This is a genomic window from Georgenia sp. H159 (assembly GCF_035607575.1).
Lineage (GTDB): Bacteria > Actinomycetota > Actinomycetes > Actinomycetales > Actinomycetaceae > Oceanitalea.
In genome coordinates, this window is record NZ_JAYDZY010000001.1 from 623,561 (window position 1) to 642,986 (window position 19,426).

15 protein-coding genes are annotated in these 19,426 nt (G+C 73.5%); 10 read left to right on the plus strand and 5 right to left on the minus strand.

From position 1 onward, the window contains the following. Positions 1-86 precede the first annotated feature (86 nt). The 6 genes from VR894_RS02900 (at position 87) to VR894_RS02925 (ending at position 8,130) form a co-directional block, all read left to right on the plus strand. The gene (locus tag VR894_RS02900; protein WP_324649802.1) at positions 87-953 is read left to right on the plus strand and encodes a hypothetical protein; all 867 of its coding nucleotides are present in this window, start codon (positions 87-89) and stop codon (positions 951-953) included. After that, positions 950-1,642, plus strand: a complete 693-nt coding sequence (locus tag VR894_RS02905; RefSeq protein ID WP_324649803.1) for an aspartate/glutamate racemase family protein — start codon at positions 950-952, stop codon at positions 1,640-1,642. The genes VR894_RS02900 and VR894_RS02905 overlap by 4 nt, the downstream gene beginning before the upstream one ends. A gap of 306 nt (positions 1,643-1,948) precedes the next feature. Beyond that, entirely contained in the window at positions 1,949-2,809 is an 861-nt protein-coding gene (locus VR894_RS02910; protein WP_324650047.1) for a sugar ABC transporter permease, read from the plus strand. Beyond that, positions 2,809-3,756 carry a carbohydrate ABC transporter permease gene (locus tag VR894_RS02915; RefSeq protein WP_324649804.1) on the plus strand — a complete coding sequence of 316 codons (948 nt, stop codon included), beginning with the start codon at positions 2,809-2,811 and terminating at the stop codon, positions 3,754-3,756. Before VR894_RS02910 ends, VR894_RS02915 begins: the two co-directional genes overlap by 1 nt. 186 nt (positions 3,757-3,942) lie before the next feature. Beyond that, positions 3,943-5,355 carry an ABC transporter substrate-binding protein gene (locus VR894_RS02920; protein ID WP_324649805.1) on the plus strand — a complete coding sequence of 471 codons (1,413 nt, stop codon included), beginning with the start codon at positions 3,943-3,945 and terminating at the stop codon, positions 5,353-5,355. Positions 5,356-5,460: 105 nt separating this feature from the next. Then, a complete protein-coding gene (locus VR894_RS02925; RefSeq protein WP_324649806.1) occupies positions 5,461-8,130 on the plus strand; it encodes an alpha/beta fold hydrolase in 2,670 nt (889 codons plus the stop codon). Between the two features lie 106 nt (positions 8,131-8,236). On the opposite strand, the gene VR894_RS02930 is transcribed toward VR894_RS02925, so the two are convergent. Both VR894_RS02930 and VR894_RS02935 read right to left on the minus strand, forming a co-directional pair. Beyond that, positions 8,237-8,695 carry a hypothetical protein gene (locus VR894_RS02930; protein ID WP_324649807.1) on the minus strand — a complete coding sequence of 153 codons (459 nt, stop codon included), beginning with the start codon at positions 8,693-8,695 and terminating at the stop codon, positions 8,237-8,239. A gap of 121 nt (positions 8,696-8,816) precedes the next feature. After that, on the minus strand, positions 8,817-9,959 hold the full coding sequence (locus tag VR894_RS02935) for a YihY/virulence factor BrkB family protein (protein WP_324649808.1): 1,143 nt from the start codon (positions 9,957-9,959) through the stop codon (positions 8,817-8,819). Positions 9,960-10,092: 133 nt separating this feature from the next. Between VR894_RS02935 and VR894_RS02940 the strand changes: the two genes are divergently transcribed. Continuing rightward, positions 10,093-10,581 carry a GNAT family N-acetyltransferase gene (locus VR894_RS02940; protein WP_324649809.1) on the plus strand — a complete coding sequence of 163 codons (489 nt, stop codon included), beginning with the start codon at positions 10,093-10,095 and terminating at the stop codon, positions 10,579-10,581. 25 nt (positions 10,582-10,606) lie between these two features. On the opposite strand, the gene VR894_RS02945 is transcribed toward VR894_RS02940, so the two are convergent. Next, on the minus strand, positions 10,607-11,728 hold the full coding sequence (locus VR894_RS02945; RefSeq protein ID WP_324649810.1) for a calcium:proton antiporter: 1,122 nt from the start codon (positions 11,726-11,728) through the stop codon (positions 10,607-10,609). A gap of 151 nt (positions 11,729-11,879) precedes the next feature. Beyond that, positions 11,880-13,493, minus strand: coding sequence for a hypothetical protein (locus tag VR894_RS02950; RefSeq protein ID WP_324649811.1), 1,614 nt, complete (start codon positions 13,491-13,493; stop codon positions 11,880-11,882). 203 nt (positions 13,494-13,696) lie between these two features. Between VR894_RS02950 and VR894_RS02955 the strand changes: the two genes are divergently transcribed. Genes VR894_RS02955 through VR894_RS02965 form a run of 3 tightly spaced genes read left to right on the plus strand, consistent with a single transcriptional unit; the run spans position 13,697 to position 17,062 of the window. Next, positions 13,697-15,052, plus strand: a complete 1,356-nt coding sequence (locus tag VR894_RS02955; RefSeq protein WP_324649812.1) for a hypothetical protein — start codon at positions 13,697-13,699, stop codon at positions 15,050-15,052. Beyond that, on the plus strand, positions 15,052-16,095 hold the full coding sequence (locus VR894_RS02960; protein ID WP_324649814.1) for a hypothetical protein: 1,044 nt from the start codon (positions 15,052-15,054) through the stop codon (positions 16,093-16,095). The genes VR894_RS02955 and VR894_RS02960 overlap by 1 nt, the downstream gene beginning before the upstream one ends. Positions 16,096-16,129: 34 nt before the next feature. Beyond that, positions 16,130-17,062 carry a tetratricopeptide repeat protein gene (locus VR894_RS02965; protein ID WP_324649815.1) on the plus strand — a complete coding sequence of 311 codons (933 nt, stop codon included), beginning with the start codon at positions 16,130-16,132 and terminating at the stop codon, positions 17,060-17,062. Between the two features lie 104 nt (positions 17,063-17,166). Here VR894_RS02965 and glgB read toward each other — a convergent pair whose 3' ends face one another. Beyond that, on the minus strand, positions 17,167-19,389 hold the full coding sequence (glgB, locus tag VR894_RS02970) for a 1,4-alpha-glucan branching protein GlgB (protein WP_324649816.1): 2,223 nt from the start codon (positions 19,387-19,389) through the stop codon (positions 17,167-17,169). Between the last annotated feature and the right edge of the window lie 37 nt (positions 19,390-19,426).

Sequence of the window (19,426 nt, forward strand, 5' to 3'; positions counted from 1 at the left end):
CGCGCGCCGCTGTCGAGGCCCGCGTCGTTGACAGCCTGCTCGGCGCGGCCCCAGGATTGACGCACTGCGCCGAGGAGGGAGCAGCCGTGACGACGAGCCTCGACGCCATCGCGCGTGGGTCCGGTGGCCTCGCCATGGTCGCGATGGACCAGCGGGAGAGCCTGCGGCACATGTTCGACGAGGCCGGCGCGGGCCGGCCGCCGGACAGCGAGCTCGTCGACTTCAAGCTCGCGGTCGCCGCGCGTCTCGGCCCGCTGGCCTCGGGGTTCCTCATCGACCGCCACTACGGCTTCCGCGAGGCGCAGGCCCTGCTGCCCGCGTCCGTCGGGCTCATCCTCGCCGTCGACGCGCTGCAGCAGGAGCCGGGGGGCCCGGTGGAGGACACCGACCTCGACACCGACGCCCTGGCCCTGGACCTCGCCGGCGTCAGCGCGCTCAAGCTGCTCGTCATCTGGCGGCGTGACGACCGGCGCGAGGCCCGGGTCGAGCTCGCCCGCCGGTTCGTCGCGGCGGCCCGGGAGCACGGGGTGCTGTCCGTCCTGGAGCCCGTCGTCCGCGCGGCACCGGGGGAGGAGGACTTCGACCCGGAGGCGGCGATCCGGGAGGCCGCCCGCGAGCTCTCCCCGCTGGGGCAGAGCCTGTACAAGGTCCAGGTCCCGCTCGCCGGACGGGCCGAGCCCCGGCAGCTGCAGGACGCCTGCGCCGCCCTGGCGACCGACGTCACCGGCCCCTGGGTCGTGCTCTCCCAGGGCGTGCACCGCGACGACTTCCTCGACGCGGTCACCGCCGCGTGCCGCGCCGGTGCGTCCGGGTTCCTGGCGGGACGGGCGCTGTGGAGCGACGTCGTCGGACACCCGGACGTCCCGGCCCGGCTGGCCGAGGTGTCCGTCCCCCGCCTCGAGCGCCTCACCGCCGTCGTCGACGCGTACGCCCGGCCGTGGACCGAGGCATGAACCGGCCGCTCGTCGTCGGGCTCGTCCACACCGTGCCCGCGCTCGCCGGCACCTTCGAGCAGCTCCTCACCGCGGCGGCGCCCACCGTGCGGACGATCCACGTCGCCGACGCCTGGCTGCTGCGCACGGCCATCGACACGGGGGTCGACGAACGGGTGCACGAGCGTGTCGCCGAGCACGCCGCCCACCTCGCCGGGTCGGGCGCACGGGCGGTGCTCCTCACCTGCTCCTCGATCGGTGAGACCGCGGCCGGTGCCGCCGAGCGTGCCGGACTCCCGGTGGTCCGGGTGGACGAGCCGATGGCGCACGACGCCGTCGACCTCGCCGTGGCAGCGGGGCGCGCCGCCGGCAGGCCGGGACGCGTCGCGGTGCTCGCCACGCTGAGCTCCACGCTCGGTCCCACGGGCCGGCTCGTCGACGACGCCGTCACGCGGTCGGGAGCACGGGTGACGGTCACGGCCACCGTCGTCGAGGGCGCTGCCGCGGCCCGGGCCGCGGGTGACCACGCCGGGCACGACGCGCGGGTGCGGGCGGCCGTTGCCCGGTGCGCCGAGGAGAGCGACGTCGTCGTCCTCGCCCAGGCCTCGATGGCCGCCGCGCTCGACGGCGACACCGACGGGACCCCGGTGCTCTCCTCCCCGTCGGGCGGGGTCGGTGCGCTCCTCGAGGCGGCGCGCGGCGCACCCTGAGTCGCGCGCCTGGGCGGGGGCCGGGGCGAGTGCTTGCCGGTGTCGGGGGACGGCGTTACTCTCCGAATCTGGCAACGTTGCCAGGCCGAGGTGAGGGGTGGCGATGACGATGGGGTGGTATCTCGGCGTCCTCGGGGCGCACGGTGGCTGAGTCGATCACGGGGTGGTATCTCGGCGTCCTCGGGGCGCACGGTGGCTGAGTCGATCACGCAGGGTGCGGGTGCGTCACCGCAGACGGCCCGCGCGTCGCGGCGCGCCCGCAAGGGCAAGGTCAAGTACAACCGCCGTGAGGCGCTGGCCGGGCTGATGTTCATCTCGCCGTGGATCCTGGGCTTCCTCATCTTCACGGCCGGCGCGATGATCTGGAGCCTGTTCATCGCGTTCAGCGACTACAGCCTGGCGACGGGCGAGATGCGCCCCGTCGGCACCCGGAACTTCGAGAACCTCATCGACGACCCCCGGGTGCGGGTCTCGCTGGCCAACACCCTGTTCTACGCCGTCATGCTCGTGCCGCTGGAGATCCTCTTCGCGCTCGGGCTGGCGATGCTGCTCGCGCGTCTCGGCCGGGGCAGCGGGGTGTTCAGAACCATCTACTACCTGCCGAAGATGACCCCGGCTGTCGCCACGGCCGCGGTCTTCTTCCTCCTGCTCAACGGCAACACCGGTGCGATCAACCAGGGCCTGGCGGCCGTCGGGATCCAGGGGCCGCAGTGGCTCGTCGACCCGGACTGGGTCAAGCCCTCGATCGTGCTTATGTCGCTGTGGGCGGTCAGCGGCACGATGGTCATCTTCCTCGCGGCCCTGAAGAACGTGCCGCGGGAGCTCTACGAGGTCGCCTCCATCGACGGCGCCGGGCCCGTGCGCCAGTTCTTCTCCATCACGCTGCCGATGATCTCCCCGGCGCTGTTCTTCAACATCATCGTGCTGAGCATCGCGGCGTTCCAGACCTTCGACCAGGCCTACCTGCTCTTCTGGCGCGACCAGAACAACGCCGCGCCGGAGGCCTCGCTGTTCTACGCGGTGTACCTGTTCCAGCAGGCCTTCCGGCAGTTCAACTTCGGCTTCGCCTCGGCGATGGCGTGGCTCATGTTCGTCATCATCATGATCATCACGGCGATCCAGGTGAGGGTCGGCAACCGGCTGGTCTTCTACGAGGGGGCGCGCTGATGTCCGCAGTCAACATGCCGGAGGCGGTCGTCGCGACCGACCGCGTCGCCGACGAGACCGCCGGGAAGGAGCGCTACGGCACCCGCCGCCGCCGCAAGCCGCCGTTCCGGCTCACGCCGGGCAAGGCGGTGCTGTGGGTCCTTGTCATTGCCTTCGCCCTCATCTTCATGTACCCGTTCGCGTGGCTGCTGGCGGCCAGCCTCAAGCCGCGGGGGCAGGTCTTCGACAACAAGCTCATCCCCGAGACCTTCGTGTGGTCGAACTACGCGGAGACGTGGGCTCAGCTGCCCCTGCTCAGCTGGTTGTTCAACAGCGTGGCGATCGCCCTGCTGGCGGCGACGACGGTGGCGATCTCGAGCACGATGGTCGCCTTCGGGTTCGCCCAGTTCCGCTTTCCCGGGCGTAACGCCATGTTCGGGCTCGTCCTCGCGACAATGATGCTGCCCGGAGCCGTGACGATGGTGCCGGTGTACCTCATCTGGAAGGAGGTCGGGCTGCTCGGGACCTGGGCACCGCTGTGGGCCTTCAACCTGTTCGGCTCCGCCTTCTACATCTTCCTCCAGCGCCAGTTCCTCCTCGGGCTGCCCAGGGAGCTGTTCGAGGCGGCCCGCGTCGACGGCGCGAGCTACTGGCGGATCTTCTGGCGCATCGTCATGCCGCTGTCGATCCCCTCGTTCATCATCGTGTTCCTCTTCGAGTTCCAGGCCAGCTGGAACAACCTGCAGCAGGCGCTCATCTACCTCAACGCCGGCAGCGTCGAGGACTTCACCGCCCCGCTCGGCATCGCCTACGCGATGACCCGGTACAGCCCGACGGCCGGAGGGCACGGCGACTACCAGTACGTCATGGTGGCCTCGCTCATCGTCACGCTGCCGATGCTCGTCCTCTTCGCCTTCGGTCAGCGCTACTTCATCGAGGGCATCGCCACGACGGGCCGCAAGGGGTGAGCGCGGTGGGACGCACGCGTCGCCGGCGGCCCGGGAACCCGGACCACGTCACGGTTCCATCACGTTCGCTGCGGAGGGTGTCACCGCCGCAGTAGGTTCTTGTGTGCCAGGTCACACTCCGCTAGTTTGACGATGTGGGAAGGTTCCCACATCGGGACCGAGCACCACGCCCGACGAGGACGTCGGGTGACCGACTTCGAAGGGAACGACATGAAGAAGCGTCATTCCGCGTTCGTCGCGATGGGAGTCGCCCCCGTCCTCCTGGCCCTCGCGGCGTGTGGAGGAGGTGACGGCGACGGTGACGGCGGCGCGGACGCCGACGGCAACGGCGAGGGTGGAGGGTTCACCGCCGAGGCCTCCGGGGCGGTCGACGCCTGGGCCTTCGACAACGCCGACGACGTCGGCCAGGCTCGCCTCGACCACGCCGAGGAGACCCTCGGGGACCTCGAGATCCAGCTCGACCCCACGTCCTTCGACGCCCAGAAGTTCACCACGCGGATGGCCAGCGGGGACGTCCCCGACGTCGTCCAGATGGACCGCCGCTACGTCGGCACCTACGCCGCGCAGGACCTCATCCAGCCGCTGGACCAGTGTTTCGAGGCGCACGAGGTCACGCCCGACGAGCGCTGGTACCCGTTCGTCGTCGACGACGTGCGGTGGAACGACCAGGTCTGGGCGACCCCGCAGTTCTACCAGCCGCCGGCCGTCCTGCTGAACAAGGACGTCATGGACGCCGCCGGCGTGACGAACGAGCAGATCGACACCTCGGACCTCGAGGTCCTGCTGCCCGCCGTCGAGGCGATGTACGCGGAGAGCGGCGGCAACCCGACGACGCTCGGCTTCGACCCGCAGCCCACCGGCCAGGTCACCCTGTGGCTCCTCGGCATGGGCGGCACCCTCACCGACGAGGAGGGCGCTCCCACGCTCGACGACCCTGCGAACGCGGCGGCGATCGAGCACGTCAAGCAGATCATCGACGCGCAGGGCGGCTACGCGCCGTACAAGAGCTTCACCGACTCCTTCGACTTCTTCGGTGAGCAGAACCAGTACGTCGCGGACCAGGTCGGCGCGCAGATCAACGCCCAGTGGTACCCGAACGTGCTCTCCCCGTACATCGACGAGGTCCAGCTCAACGCAGTGCCGTTCAAGAACGCCGATGGCGAGAACTTCGCCGTCGCCGGTGGCACGGCCTTCGTCATCCCCGCCGGCGCGGAGAACCCGGACGGGGCGTGTGCCTGGATGGTCGAGGTCACCTCGCTCGAGGCCTGGGAGGCGGCAGGGGCGGCCCGAGCGGCCACCCTGGAGGAGAACAACGGCGTCTTCACCGGCCTGTTCACCGGCTCTCCCGAGGCCGACCAGACCATTCGCGACACGTACCTCGAGCCGACCGGCAACGAGGGCATGGACCAGGTCATCGAGACCTACTACGAGGTGCTCGACTACGGGCAGTCGGTCGGCGCCTCGCCGGTCGGCCAGGAGATCGTGAACGAGCTGACCAACGCGATGACCGCGGCGCTGCTCGGTGACAAGACCCCTGAGCAGGCTCTCACCGACGCGCAGGACACGGTGATGCGCGCCTACGAGAGCAACGTCGACTAGCGGCTCGTGCCCGGGTCACACGCACCGCCCCCCGGAGACGGGGGTGCACCAGGGGCGTGTGGCCCGGGCTCGGTCGTGCTCGACCGGCGCCCCGGTGCCGTGCGGGTGACCACCGACAGCTATCAGCTCGAGGTGCGCGCCCACCCGCCGCGGGCGGTCCTCGCCGGGACCGACGGCCGGATCTGGTCCCACCTCAGCCTGCTCGCCTCCGTCGACCGCACCGACGTCGCCGACGTCTCCTGGGACGTCGGGCCGGCGAGCGTGAGCGGGCCGACGGCGGACGGGAGGGTCGAGGTCGTCCTGCGGCTGAGCTCCAGCGCGTGGGACCGCAAGGAGGTGCGGCTCACCTGCACGCCGGGGGAGGTGGCGCTGAGCGCGACCGTCACGGGCCGGGGGATCCTCGCTGAGGTCGGCCTCCTCGGGGGCCGCGCGAGCCTCGCGACGTCGGCGTGCGGCTGGTTCTGGTCCTCCGCCGAGCACGCCTCGGTCTTCACGCCCGCGCCGACCGAGCCGATCGAGGTCGTGCGGCCGGCGGCCGCGCCCGTCACCCTCGGCGTCGTCGGTGACGCGAGCCCGGGCCGCCTGCACGGGATCTTCTCCCCGCCACCGCTGTGCCTCGCGCTCGGCCGGGAGACGAGCACGGGGCCGACCGACGTCCCCGGCGGCGACTGGCTCGGCATGTGGCTGCGGGCCCCCGTCGAGGACCTGACCTTCACCCAGCTCCGGTACCTCCCCAGCGACGGCGGCTTCCGGGTCGCCCTCGACTACGACGGCCACACGCGGGTCGAGGGCACCTTCACGACGCCGGAGCTCGTCCTGCGACCGGGCGAGAGCCCGCACCGGGTGCTCGAGCACTACCGGAGCGACCTCGTCGGGCGGGGCCTCGCGCCGGACGGGCCCGGCGGGCGGCAGGCCGACTGGTGGGCCGAGCCCATCGTCTGCGGCTGGGGCGTCCAGTGCGCGCTCGCCCCGCTCCCAGGGGCACGCGCGGGCCACCCGTGGTTCCTCGACGACCTGCCGCCCGCCGTCGTGCCCGACGGCGTCCCGATCGCGCCCGACATGTCCCGTCAGGACGTCTACGACACCCTGCTGGCGACTCTCGCCGAGCACGACGTCGTCCCGGGGACCGTCGTCGTCGACGACCGGTGGCAGGAGCACTACGGGACGCTGGAGCCGCACCCCGGGCGCTGGCCGGAGCTGCGCGCGTGGGTCGCCGAGCGGCACGCCGCCGGACAGCGCGTCCTGCTGTGGTGGAAGGCCTGGGACCCGGCCGGCCTGCCCGACGCCGAGTGCGTGGTCGACCCCTCCGGCCGGGCCGTCGCCGCGGACCCGGGGAACCCGGCGTACCTCGCCCGCGTCGCCACCGTGGTGCGGCACCTGCTCGGCCCCGACGGGATCGACGCCGACGGGTTCAAGATCGACTTCACCCAGCGCGCGCCCGCCGGGGTGCACCTGCGCGCGTGGACCGACGACCACCCGAGCCGCCCACCGCCGGTGTGGGGCGTCGCCGCGCTCCACCGGCTGCTGCGGACGATCTACGCGGCTGCGAAGGCGGCCAAGCCCGACGCCCTCCTCGTCACGCACACGCCGCACCCGTCCTTCGCCGACGTGTGCGACATGGTGCGGACCAACGACGTGCTCGGGCGTGGCCCGGCGGGCGCCGTCGTCCCGGTCGGTGACCAGCTTGCCGCACGCGCCGCCGTCGTACGGGCGGTGCTGCCCGGCCACCTCGTCGACACCGACCAGTGGCCGATGCCCGACCGTGACCAGTGGCGCCGGTACGTCGTGCGGCAGGCCGAGCTCGGTGTGCCGGCGCTCTACTACTCCGACCGGCTCGACCGCTCGGGGGAGGAGCTCACCGCCTCGGACCTCGCCCTGGTCGCCCGGACGTGGGCGCGCTACCGGGAGCGGGCCGTCGGGAAGACAGGACGGGCGAGGCGCGGGCGTGCCATCCTCGGGAGCATGAGTTCCGGACCCCTCGCCCTGCACCGTCACGGGCCGGCCGGCGGCCGGCCCCTCGTCCTGCTCCACGGCTTCCCGCTCGACTCCCGGATGTGGGACGACGTCGTCGCCCGCCTCACCGACCTGCCCGTCGTCACCGTGGACGCCCCCGGGTTCGGTGGGTCGCCCGCACCGGACGACGTCGCGGCCGCCGTCGGCCGGGAGCCCGGACCGTCGCTGGAGACCTACGCCGACGCCGTCGCCGCGACGCTGCGTGCCGAGGGCATCGACAGGGCCGTCGTCGCCGGACTGTCGATGGGCGGGTACGCGCTGCTCGCCCTCGCCGAGCGGCACCGCGGCCTGCTCGCCGCTGTCGGCCTGCTCGACACGCGCGCCGACGCCGACGCGGACGACGCCCGAGCCAACCGCCTGCGCGTGGCGGAGGAGGCCGAGCGGACCGGCGCCGACGCGGTTGCCGGCATGGTCGAGACCGTGCTGGGCGAGACGACTCTGGCCGAGCGCCCGCAGGTCGTGGCGCGGATGAGGGAGTGGCTGAGCCAGGCACCCGCCGAGGGCATCTCCTGGGCGCAGCGGGCGATGGCAGGCCGTCCCGCCCGGCTCACCGCGGTGGAGGACCTCGAGGTCCCGGGCCTCGTGCTGCGGGGAGCCGAGGACAAGGGCAGCCCGCAGAGCGCCGCGCAGGCCATGGCCCACGCGCTCGGTGGGGGAGCGGAGCTCGTCGTGGTCCCGCGGGCGGGGCACATGACCGCGATCGAGGACCCCGACGCCGTCGCGGACGCGCTGCGCCGGCTCCACGCGTCCGCCGACGCATGACGGCCCCGGCGCCCGAGGGCGCGGGCAGCTGACTGCCCGGTCGCCGGCCGGTCGGGCGGGGCCGGCGGCCGGGCCCGGCACAGGGTGGCGGACGCCGGGCCCGCGGTCAGGGGGTGGCCGGTGGACGTCCGGCGTCCGGCTCGTCCGCCGGGCCGCGCCAGCCGGGCAGCAGACGCTCGAGCGCGACCGGGAGGTCGAGGGACTCACCGTCCTTGCCGCCGGCGCCGAGCACCATGGGCGGCGCCGCCGGCTCGAGCGCGATGCCGGTCAGCCGGTCACGCAGCCCCAGGGGCGCGGTGAGGACGTAGAACTCGCCGTCGGTGCTCATCCCGGCGCTGCGGTCCGAGCGCAGGTACCAGCCGGTGACGTTGCTGGTGGCACTGCCCCGCCCGCCGTAGCCCCGGACGCGCAACCGTTCGGCGGGCAGCCGGTCACGCGCGACGGCGGCGAACTCACGCAGCAGGGCGGCGGCGCGCTCGTGCTCGGCCCGTTGCCGCCGCCGGAGCATGTCGGCGTGCACGTCCGCCGCCTCGCGCCGTTGCCGCGCCCACTCGTCCTCGCCCACCCGCCCAGCCTAGGCCGCCCGGCGTGCGGCGCCGTCGCGCACCGCACCGGCGTGAGGGGTCCGGGTCCCCACGGGACCCGAACCCCTCACGTCGACTGCTCCCACGCCGAGGCGCCGCGTGTCAGTGGCGCGGCCCGCCGCTCCGGCGCCGCCGCTCGCCCGCGTCGTCGCCGTCATGGTCCCCGCCGCGGCTGCGTGCCTCGTCGGTGTCGGGCACCTCGTCGGTGTCCTGCGTGCGGCCGTGCGACAGCCGCAGGGCCCGCCCGCGCTCGATGTCCTGCTCGTGCTGCTTGGCCTTCTTGTCGGCGGCCTTGGTGTCCCGCGCCGGCAGCTGGATCTGCTCCTCGGCCTCGATGCCGGCCTGGAGCTGACGGCCGCGCTCGAGCTCGGCGTCGAACTCGGCCCCGAAGAGCAGGGCCAGGTTCATGATCCACAGCCACAGCAGGAAGACGATGACGCCACCGAGGGCACCGTAGGTCTCGTTGTAGCTGCCCAACTGCGTCACGTACAGGCCGAAGGCGGCGGTCGCGAGCGCCGCGACGACGATCGCGATGACGGCCCCCATGCTGATCCAGCGGAACTTCGGCTGCTTGACGTTGGGCGCGGCGTAGTACAGCAGCGCGATGACGATGATGACGACGAGGAGCAGCACCGGCCACTTCGCGATGTTCCATACGGTCACCGCCGTGGAGCCGAGCCCGACGAGCTCACCGACCGTCTCCGCGACCGGTCCGCTGACCACGAGGATGACGACGGCCACCGCCACCAGCAGCAGCAGGACGAGAGTGAGCAGGTAGGTCCACGGCCGCAGCTTCCAGATCGGCCGGCCCTCGGGGATCTCGTAGATCTTGTTCATCGCCTTGGCGAAGCCGGTGACGTAGTTCGAGGCGGTCCACAGCGCGACGAGCAGACCGATGAGCAGGCCGATGCCGGGGGAGCCGACACTCGTGATGCTCTCGATGGCGGGCTCGAGCTGCCGGAACGTGTCCGGGGGGAGGACGTCCTCGAGCATCGTGGTGATCTGGCTCGTGCCCTGCTGACCCTGGCCGACGAGGGAGAGGATCGAGGCGAGTGCGATGAGCGCCGGGAAGATCGACAGCACGGCGTAGTACGTCAGGCCGGCGGCGAGCGTCGTGCAGTCGTCGCGGATGAACTCGCGAAGCGTCTTGCGCAGCACGTAGGTCCACGACGGCTTGCGGATGTCACCGGGCGAGTCCGGCTTCTGCGGGTGGTCCGGGTCGGTGCCCGAAGAGGTCGAGGACATCGTCACTCCCTGTGGTCGCGGTGGGAGCCAGCGTGGGGTCCTCCCAGCGCCACCGCAACCGGTGGGCCGTCGGCTGCCGCCGGCGAGAGGACGGCGCGTCCGGCCCCGGCGCGCGATCTCGTAGCGTTGGACCATGGCAGGTCCCCTCCACATCCGCGCAGCCCACCCCGGTGACGCCGACGCCCTCGCCGCCGCCCACGTCCGCGCCTGGCGCGAGACCTATGCCGACGAGGTCCCCACCCGGGTCTACGACCGGATGGAGGAGGAGGGCCCGACGAGGTGGCGCGCGCGCCTGGACGACCCGCGCGACAGCATCACCTGGGTGGGCGTCGAGCGGGAGACCGGCGCGCTCGCCGGGTTCGCAACGGCGCGGGCGACGGGTGCCGACGCCGTTCGCCCGCTGTTCCTCGCCTCGCTCTACGTGCTCCGGCACTGGCACGGCCAGGGCCTCGGGCGCGCCCTGCTCGAGCACGCTGTCGGGGACGCCCCGGCCTTCCTGTGGGTGGCCGAGGGCAACGAGCGTGCGCAGCGGTTCTACGAGCGCAACGGCTTCGCCCTCGACGGCGAGCGGCAGGTCGACCCCCGCTGGGGCGGCATCGCCGACCTCCGCATGGTCCGCTGACGACGACGACGCCGCCCGCACCGCCTCAGGAGAACAGCGCGAGCCCGTAGACGGCGAAGACCGCGAGGTGGGTGGCGCCGTGGACGGACGTGACCCGTGGCGCCGTGAAGGTCGTCACCGTGAGCAGCAGCGAGACGCCGAGCAGGAGGAGGTTCGCCGGTGACTCGGCGAGCACGACGCTCTGCCCGGTGAGCATCCCGATGACGAGGACGCTGGGGATGGTGAGCCCCACCGTCGAGACGAGGGCCCCGTGGCACAGGTTGCTCACCCGCTGGATCTCACCGCGCAGCGCCGCGCGCACGGAGGTGATCGACTCCGGCAGGAAGACGATCATCGCGATGAGGACCCCGGCCAGCGCGACCGGCGCCCCGACCCGCCCGAGGCCGTCGTCGAGCAGCGCCGCCATGTCGTGCGACAGCAGGACGATCGGCAGCACCGTGACGACGAGCAGCCCGGCACGCAGGAGGACCTCGGTCCGGTGCTCGGCGATGACCCGCACGACGCTGACGGGCCGGGTGGGGGCGCCGTCGACGGGCGGACCGACCTCCCTGAAGTCCTCGGCCTGCGGCCCCATCTGCCGGACGAGGAAGAAGGCGTACAGGACGACGGTGAGGGCGACGACGACGACCACCTGCCCGGTCGTGTACGCGCCGTCGTCGCCGATGACGGCGGGGAGCGCGAAGGCGAGCGAGACGAGGACGACGAGCATCGCGAGGTAGGCGGTCGTACCGGCGCGGTTGGGTGCGAGCGACCGGTGACGGAGCCCTCCGACGAGGAGGCACAGACCGACGACCGCGTTGAGGATGATCATCGCGACGGCCATGACCGAGTCGCGCGCGATCGCCGTGTGGTCCCCGGGGCCGAGCATGACGGCGGAGATGAGGACGACCTCGATGAGCACGATCGACAGGGTGAGGACCAGCGAGCCGTAGGGGTCACCGAGCCGGCGGGCGAGGTGCTCGGCCTCGTGGGCCACGCCGAAGGCGCACACGAGGATGACGCCGACGATGGCGGCGAGGGCGCCGAGCAGCAGCGGGGCCGCGGCCGGCGCGGCGAGCAGGGGGCCGCTGAGGACGACGACGGCGCCCCAGCCGAGCAGGAGCCGCAGGGTCGCGGCGGGCGTGAGGATGGACCGCAGGGCGGACATGAGAGAACCACGTCCCGTTCCACGGGGCCGTCCCCGTGTCGATCGGACGAGCGGGTCGTCCCGCCCGTAGCGTCGCTTCACACGCTGGGAGCCAGGCTACCCACACCTGCCGGGGCTCGGCAGCGCTGGTGACCAGGATCGCCGGGGTGCCTCAGCGGCTGTCGTCCTCGACGGCGGGGAGCACGGCCGTCTCACCCGACACCGCGCCCATGACCTCCGTCCGCCCGTCCTCCGGCTCGCCGGCGTCGCTCCGCCCCGTCGCGGGACGCTGCTTGCCGGTCCGCTTGGTGGTGCGCCGCTCGACGCTGCCGGCCTGCCTGGTCTCCGCGGGGCCCGGAGCGGTCGACTCGGCGCCCTCCTCGTCGGCCGGCTCGGCCGCGGGGGAGTCGGGCCCGGTGGCGTCGGCCACGGCGTCACCCTGCCCGGCGCCGCCCTCGTCGACGGCGGCGTCAGCCGGCTCGGTGTCGGCCGACCCGATGGCACTGGTCGCGGTCGCGTCCGCGTGCCCCGCGTCTGCCGCCGCGGCATCAGCCGGCGGGGCGTCGCCCGGATCGGCGCCCCCCTCGTCCACCGCAGCCGCGGCGGCGGGCTCGACGTTCTCGGCGGGCTCCGCCGTGGCCGCGTCATTCGCGGCACGGTCGGCGACGGCGGTGACCGTGGCGGGGGTGGCCAGGACGCTGCGCAGCTCGTTGAGGTAGGTGGTGATGTCCTTGCGCTGGCGGGTGAGGTCGGCGATCTCGGCGTGGAGGGTGTCCCGCTCTGCGCGCGCGGAGTCGGCGGTGACACGGAGCAGGTCGTCGGCCTCGGCCTGGGCGTCGGCCACGATGCGTTCCGCCTCCAGGCGCGCCTGGTCGACCCGGCGCGCGGCGGCGGCGTCGGCGTCGGCGATGACGGCCTCGGTGCGGGCGACCGACTCGGCCAGCCGGGCCTCCGCGTCCGTGGCTCGCCGCTCGGTCTCCTCGGTGAGAGCGGTGGTGGCGGCGCGGGCGCGGGCGTGCGCCTCCGCGGCGGCGCGCTCCGCCTCCTCGCGCAGCGCGGCGGTCTCCAGCTCGGCCCGGTGGCGCAGCTGCTCGGCCTCCGCGCGCGCCTGCTCGAGGACGCTCTGGGCCTCCTGGTGCAGCCGGGTGGCCTCGGCGCGCAGGGCGGTCACCTCCTGCTCGGCGGCGGCACGCAGCTCGAGGACCTCGCGCTCCGCCGTCGCGCGGGCGAGCGCGAGCTCGCGGTCGAGGTCGGCGCGGCGGTGCTCCTCCTCGTCGCGGACGGACTCGCGCACCCTGGCGGCTTCCCGCTCGGCCGAGGAGACGAGCTCCTCGGCGGTGCGCTGGGCGACCTCGCGTGCCGACCCGGCCTCGCGCTGCGCGTCGTCGAGCACCTCCTCGGCCTGCCGTCTGGCGGTGGCCACCCGCGCGGCGGCCTCGGACTCCGCGCGCTCGGTGAGCTCGGCGGCACGCCGCTCCGCGGCGGCGAGCGCCTCCGCTGCCTGCGCGCGGGCGCGGTCGACGACACCGGCGGACTGCTCCTCCGCGGACCTCAGCAGCTGCTCGATCCGCGAGCCGAGGCCCGCATAGGTGGGCTGCTCCCGCTCGCGGAGCTCGCGCTGGGCCTGGGACAGCTCACCGGAGAGCCGCATCGTCCGCTCGTCCAGCGCCGCGACCTGCTCCCGGGCGCCCGCGAGGGCGGTCTCCAGGGCATGGACCCGCTGGTCCACCTGTGCGCGGTCGTACCCACGCATGACCACAGGGAACACCGGATGCTCCTCGCTCATCTGTCCTCCTGGTCAGCGGTGCACGCTCGTGCGTGCCGTCGTCAGCGTAGCCGGGGGCCCGGACGGTCGCGCTCGGCCCTGGTGGCCGCTACGCTCCCCGCCCCGGATCATCGCACTTTGGTCACAAGCCGATAACGTCGCGCGTGTCACCGCGTCGTATCCTGGGACGTCGCACCGCGCCCGCCTGGAGGAAGCCCAACCCCGTGACCCGACGCAGACTGCCCCTCATGCTCGCCGTCCTCGGCGTGCTCATCATCGTCGCCGCCCTCGTGGCGGCCGAGGTCGTGCGCTCGTCCGACCGCGCGACCCTCGCTCTCGGTGAGCGGCTGGACGTCCCCGTGGTCGTCACCGAGCCCGGGGTGCTCGACGCCGTCGGCTCGGAGGTCACCGTGCGGGCCACCGCCGAGGACGACGAGCCCGTCGTGCTCGCCGTCGGCCGGACCGCGGAGGTCGAGGCCTGGCTCGGGGAGAACGACCACGCCCGCGTCACCGGCCTGTCCTCGTGGGAGGAGCTCACCGTCGAGGTCGTCACCGGCGGCGGACAGGACGCGACCGAGGCACCGACCGACGCGGCGACCGACAGCGAGACGGAGGCGCCGGCGGACGGAGCGGCGACCGAGGCCGCCTTGCCGAACCCCGCAGGCTCCGACCTGTGGGTCGTCGAGACCACCTCCACCGGTTCGGCCGAGCTCACGTGGACGGACAGCCCCGGCCGCTGGAGCCTGGTCGCGGCGACCGACGGTGCCGGGCCGGCGCCGGACCTCGAGCTCGAGTGGGGCCGCCAGGTGGCCACCCCCTGGCTCGTCCCCGCCATCGTCGTCGGTGGGATCGCCCTCATCGCGGGCCTGACGATGCTCGTGCTGAACGTCCTCGCCCGCCGTGAGGAGCGCCGGCGCGAGGACGCCCGCGCCCGCCGCGACGCGGGCGGCGGCGCAGCGCCGCTGAGCATCACGGACACCGACCCGGGGACCGGTGAGCGGCTGACCCGCCGCCAGATCCGGGAGATGGAACGGGACATGGCACGGGCTGAGCAGAACCTCCACACCGACCACGAGGCAGGGCTGCCGCCCGTCCCGCTCGCCGCGGACGAGGACGCCGACGACGACGCACGGCCCGCAGGGGACAGCGGTGCGTCAGCGACCGGACCGGGGACCGACGACGTCGATGCCCGGCGCGACCCGGAGGAGGCGTCCACCGTCGAGCGGGACCCGGCAGCCGAGGACCATCCCGAGACGTGGGAGACCGACGCCGAGCACCAGCCCGCCGGTTCCACCGTCGAGCGCGAACCGGTGGCGGACATCTCCGTCGTCGACCCGTCGGAGGAGGAGCCGGATCCGGTGCCGGAGGAGTCGGCCGTCGAGCCGGCCCCGGCCCCCGGCGAGCCGGAGGGGGAGCACCCTCCTGCGGACGACGACGAGGAGGGCCGGGCCCCGACGGCGACCTCCTGGCGCTCGGTCTGGGGCTTCGGCGGTGCCGCGGTCGGCCGCGGCGCGCCCCCAGGCCCCGCAGCCGACACGACCGACCAGACGAACCAGACCGACGACCGGGAGGAGCGGTGATGACCGGATCCACCAGGCACACGGCCGCGCGGCTCGCCGCCGGTGTCGCGACCACCGCCCTGCTGCTCGCCGGCTGCGCGGGTGAGGTCCCCCAGCCCCAGCCCGAGCCGGCGGCCACGGCGCCGCTGCCCGTCCTGGACGAGGACCGCATCGAGCGCATCCTCGCGGACGTCCAGGAGACGATCGACGACGCCGACGCCGCCCTGGACGCCGAGCTCCTCACCGACCGCGTGACCGGGCCCGCCCTGTCGATGCGCGAGGCCGAGTACCGGCTGAGCGCCGCCTCCGAGGGCGACCGCGCACCGACGCCGCTGACGACCAGCAGCCAGGTGGAGGTCGTCGCCGCCACCGACGAGTGGCCCCGGTCGCTCTACGTCGTCTCCAGCGTCCCCGACGACGCCAACCTCCCGCTCCTGCTGGTGCTCACCCAGGAGACGCCGCGCGACCAGTACAAGCTGTGGTTCTGGACCTCCCTCCTGCCGGGTGCCCAGACACCCAGCACGGCCAACGCCGAGATCGGCAGCCCGCAGCTGGCTCCCGACGCGGAGGGGCTCGTGGCGACGCCGCAGCAGACCGTCGAGCAGTACGCGGGCCTGTTGGCCGAGCCGGACAGCTCCGAGCTCTTCGCCGACGACCCCTTCCGCACCGGCTACGCCGAGATGATCGACGCCCTGCGTTCCACGATCGAGGTCGCCGGCGCGGTCGGTGAGACCTACGAGGTGCGTGAGGGCACGGTCTCGGCGATGCAGACCGCCGAGGGGGGCGCCGTCGTCGTCGGTGTCATCGACGGACGCCTGACGATCCGCAAGACGGTCGAGGGCTCCTCGCTCGAGGCGGGCGGGGACATCGGCCTGCTCCTGGGGCAGGACCCGGCCATCGACGAGGTGGCACAGGCGCACTACCTCATCCCCGTCGCCTTCGCCGTGCCGCCGGAGGGCAGCGACGAGCCGATCTCCGTGCTCGGCGCCGTCCACGTGCTGGCGAACGTCGGGGTCCCCGAGTCCCAGCCCGCTGATGAGGAGGACGGCGGGACCGAGGGGTAACGTCGTCGTCAGGACCTCAGACCGAAGGACAGTGATGAGTCAGCCCTCCATCAACCTGCACGGCGCCGTGGACCTGTCGGCGCTCGCCCGCCCGGCACAGCCCGGTCCCGCCGCACCCGCCGCGCCAGGCGGCCCCGCCACCGAGGCACCGATCGTCGCCGAGGTCACCGAGGCGACCTTCCAGCAGACGGTCGAGCTGTCGATGCGCGTGCCCGTCGTCGTCGAGGTGTGGGCGTCCTACGCCCAGGGCCCCTCGCAGGTGCTCGCCAAGGTCGCCACCGACTACGGCGGCCGCTTCCACCTCGCGCGCGTCGACGTCGACACGAGCCCGCAGATCGCCCAGGCCTTCCAGGTGCAGGCGGTGCCGACCGTCGTCGCCATCGTCCGTGGCCAGCCGATCCCGCTCTACCAGGGTGACTACCCCGAGGACCAGCTGCGTGCCGTGCTCGAGGAGGTGCTGCGGGTCGCCGCCCAGGCGGGGGTCACCGGCACCGTCAGCGGCGGAGCCCCGGAGGAGGAGGCGGCCGAGCCGGAGCCGGTCGAGCCGCCGCTGCCGCCGCTGCACGCGGAGGCGCTGGACGCGATCGAGCGCGAGGACTACGAGGCTGCCGCCGACGCGTACCGGCGTGCGTTGAAGGAGAACCCCGCGGACCACGAGGCCACCGCCGCGCTGGCCCAGGTCGAGCTGATCATGCGCACGGCGAGCGCCGGTGGGCTCCAGGCGGTCACCGCTGCCGCCGACTCCCCGTTGACCGACGTGGGTGCGCACCTGGCGGCTGCGGACGCCGAGGTGGCCGCCGGGCAGCACGCCGCCGCGTTCGACCGGCTGCTCGCCGTCGTGCGTGCGACGGCTGGGGACGACCGCGAGGAGGTGCGCAAGCGGCTCGTCGAGTACTTCGAGATCGTCGGCACCGCCGACCCCGCAGTGGCAGACGCGCGCCGCAACCTCGCCTCCGCCCTGTACTGAGCCGAGGCTCCCGAGCGCTCAGACGCCCTGGACCGCCGTGCCCCACGGCGGTCCAGGGCGTCGTCTGCGACCAGCAGCTGCAGGAGCGACGCTGACCGCTGGGGTCAGTCGTCCTCGGGCGTGAGCCACAGCGCCCCGAGGGGCGGGACGCGGAGGCGCACGGACGCCGGGCGCCCGTGCCACGGCAGCTCCTCGGCCACGACCCGGCCCAGGTTGCCCACCCCGGAGCCGCCGTACTCCTCGGCGTCGGTGTTGAGCACCTCGGCCCAGGTGCCCCCGTGCGGGAGCCCCACGCGGTAGCCCTCGTGCGGGGTCCCGGCGAAGTTGACGATGCAGGCGACGTGGCGGTTTCGCCCCGAGGGGTCGACGCGCAGGTAGCTGATGACGTTGTGGTCGCCGTCGCCCGCCTCGATCCACTGGAAGCCGGCGGGCGAGAAGTCGTCGGCGAAGAGCGCCGGGTTGGCCAGGTAGACGTCGTTGAGCTGGCGCACGAGGTCGGCCAGGCCGGCGTGCGCGGGGTTGTCGAGCAGGTGCCAGTCGAGGCCGCGCGCCTCCGACCACTCCTCCTCCTGACCGAACTCCCCGCCCATGAACAGCAGCTGCTTCCCCGGGTGGGACCACTGGTAGGCCAGCAGCGCCCGCACCCCGGCGAGCTGCTGCCAGCGGTCACCGGGCATCTTGCGCACGAGCGAGCCCTTGCCGTGGACGACCTCGTCGTGGCTCAGCGGCAGGACGAACTTCTCGGAGAACGCGTAGACGAGGGAGAAGGTCAGCTCCCCGTGGTGGTAGCGCCGGTTGATCGGCTCCTCCGCCATGTAGCGCAGGGTGTCGTTCATCCAGCCCATGTTCCACTTGAGCCCGAACCCGAGGCCGCCCTGGCTGGTGGGGGCGCTGACGCCCGGCCACGCCGTCGACTCCTCGGCGATCATGACGATCCCCGGGACACGGCGGTAGGCGGTCGCGTTGGTCTCCTGGAGGAAGTTGATGGCGTCGAGGTTCTCCCGGCCGCCGCGGTCGTTGGGGCGCCACTGGCCGGGCTGGCGGGAGTAGTCGAGGTAGAGCATGGAGGCGACCGCGTCCACGCGCAGGCCGTCGATGTGGAACTCCTCGAGCCAGTACAGCGCGTTGGCGACGAGGAAGTTGCGCACCTCCCGGCGCCCGAAGTTGAAGATCAGGGTGCCCCAGTCGGGGTGCTCCCCGCGCAGCGGGTCCGGGTCCTCGTACAGCGAGGTGCCGTCGAAGGTGGCCAGCGCCCAGGAGTCCTTCGGGAAGTGCGCCGGGACCCAGTCCATGATGACGCCGATGCCGGCCTGGTGGAGGCGGTCGACGAGGTAGCGGAAGTCGTCCGGGCCACCCAGGCGAGCCGTGGGGGCGTAGTAGGACGTCACCTGGTAGCCCCACGAGCCCCCGAACGGGTGCTCGGCCACCGGCATGAGCTCGACGTGCGTGAAGCCCAGCCCGGCGACGTAGTCGACGAGGTCCTCGGCGAGGTCGCGGTAGCTCAGGCCCGGGCGCCACGAGGCGAGGTGCACCTCGTAGACGCTCATCGGCCCGGTGTGCGGGTCGGTCTGCGCGCGGCGCGAGATCCACTGGTCGTCCTGCCACTCGTAGCTGGACTCGGTGACCACGGAGGCGGTGGCCGGCGGCTGCTCGGTGGCGCGGGCCATCGGGTCGGCCTTCTCGTGCCAGGACCCGTCCCGGTACTGGATCTCGAACTTGTACCGCGCGCCGGAGCCCACCCCCGGCACGAAGATCTCCCACACGCCGCTGGAGCCGAGCGAGCGCATCGCCGTCGAGCGTCCGTCCCAGGAGTTGAAGTCGCCCTTGACTCGGACGGCGCGCGCGTTGGGTGCCCACACCGCGAAGGAGGTGCCGTTGACCTCGCCGAGCGGGGAGGGGTAGCGGCGCACGTGGGCGCCGAGCACCGTCCACAGCTCCTCGTGGCGTCCCTCGCCGATGAGGTGGAGGTCGAGCTCCCCGAGCGTGGGGAGGAACCGGTAGGGGTCGTCGGTGAGGTGGGTCTCGTGGCCGTAGGTGACCTCGATGCGGTAGTCGGGGACCTGCGAGCCGGGGACCGAGGTCACCCACACGCCCTCGGTCTCGTGCTCGAAGGGCCGGCGGCCGTCCGGTGTCACGAGGACGACGGCGTCGGCGAGCGGCCGCAGGGCCCGGATCGTCACCCCGCCCTCGCCGACGTGGGCGCCGAGGACGTCGTGGGGCTGGTGGTGGAGGCCGGCGGCGATGGCGTGCAGGACGCCGTTGTCGACGGGGAGCACCTCGGCGCTCGTGCCGGCGCCCTGGTCATTGCGCGGATCGAGGTCAGTCATGTGGCCACTCTTCCATCTGGTCCGGGCTGTCGCGCGA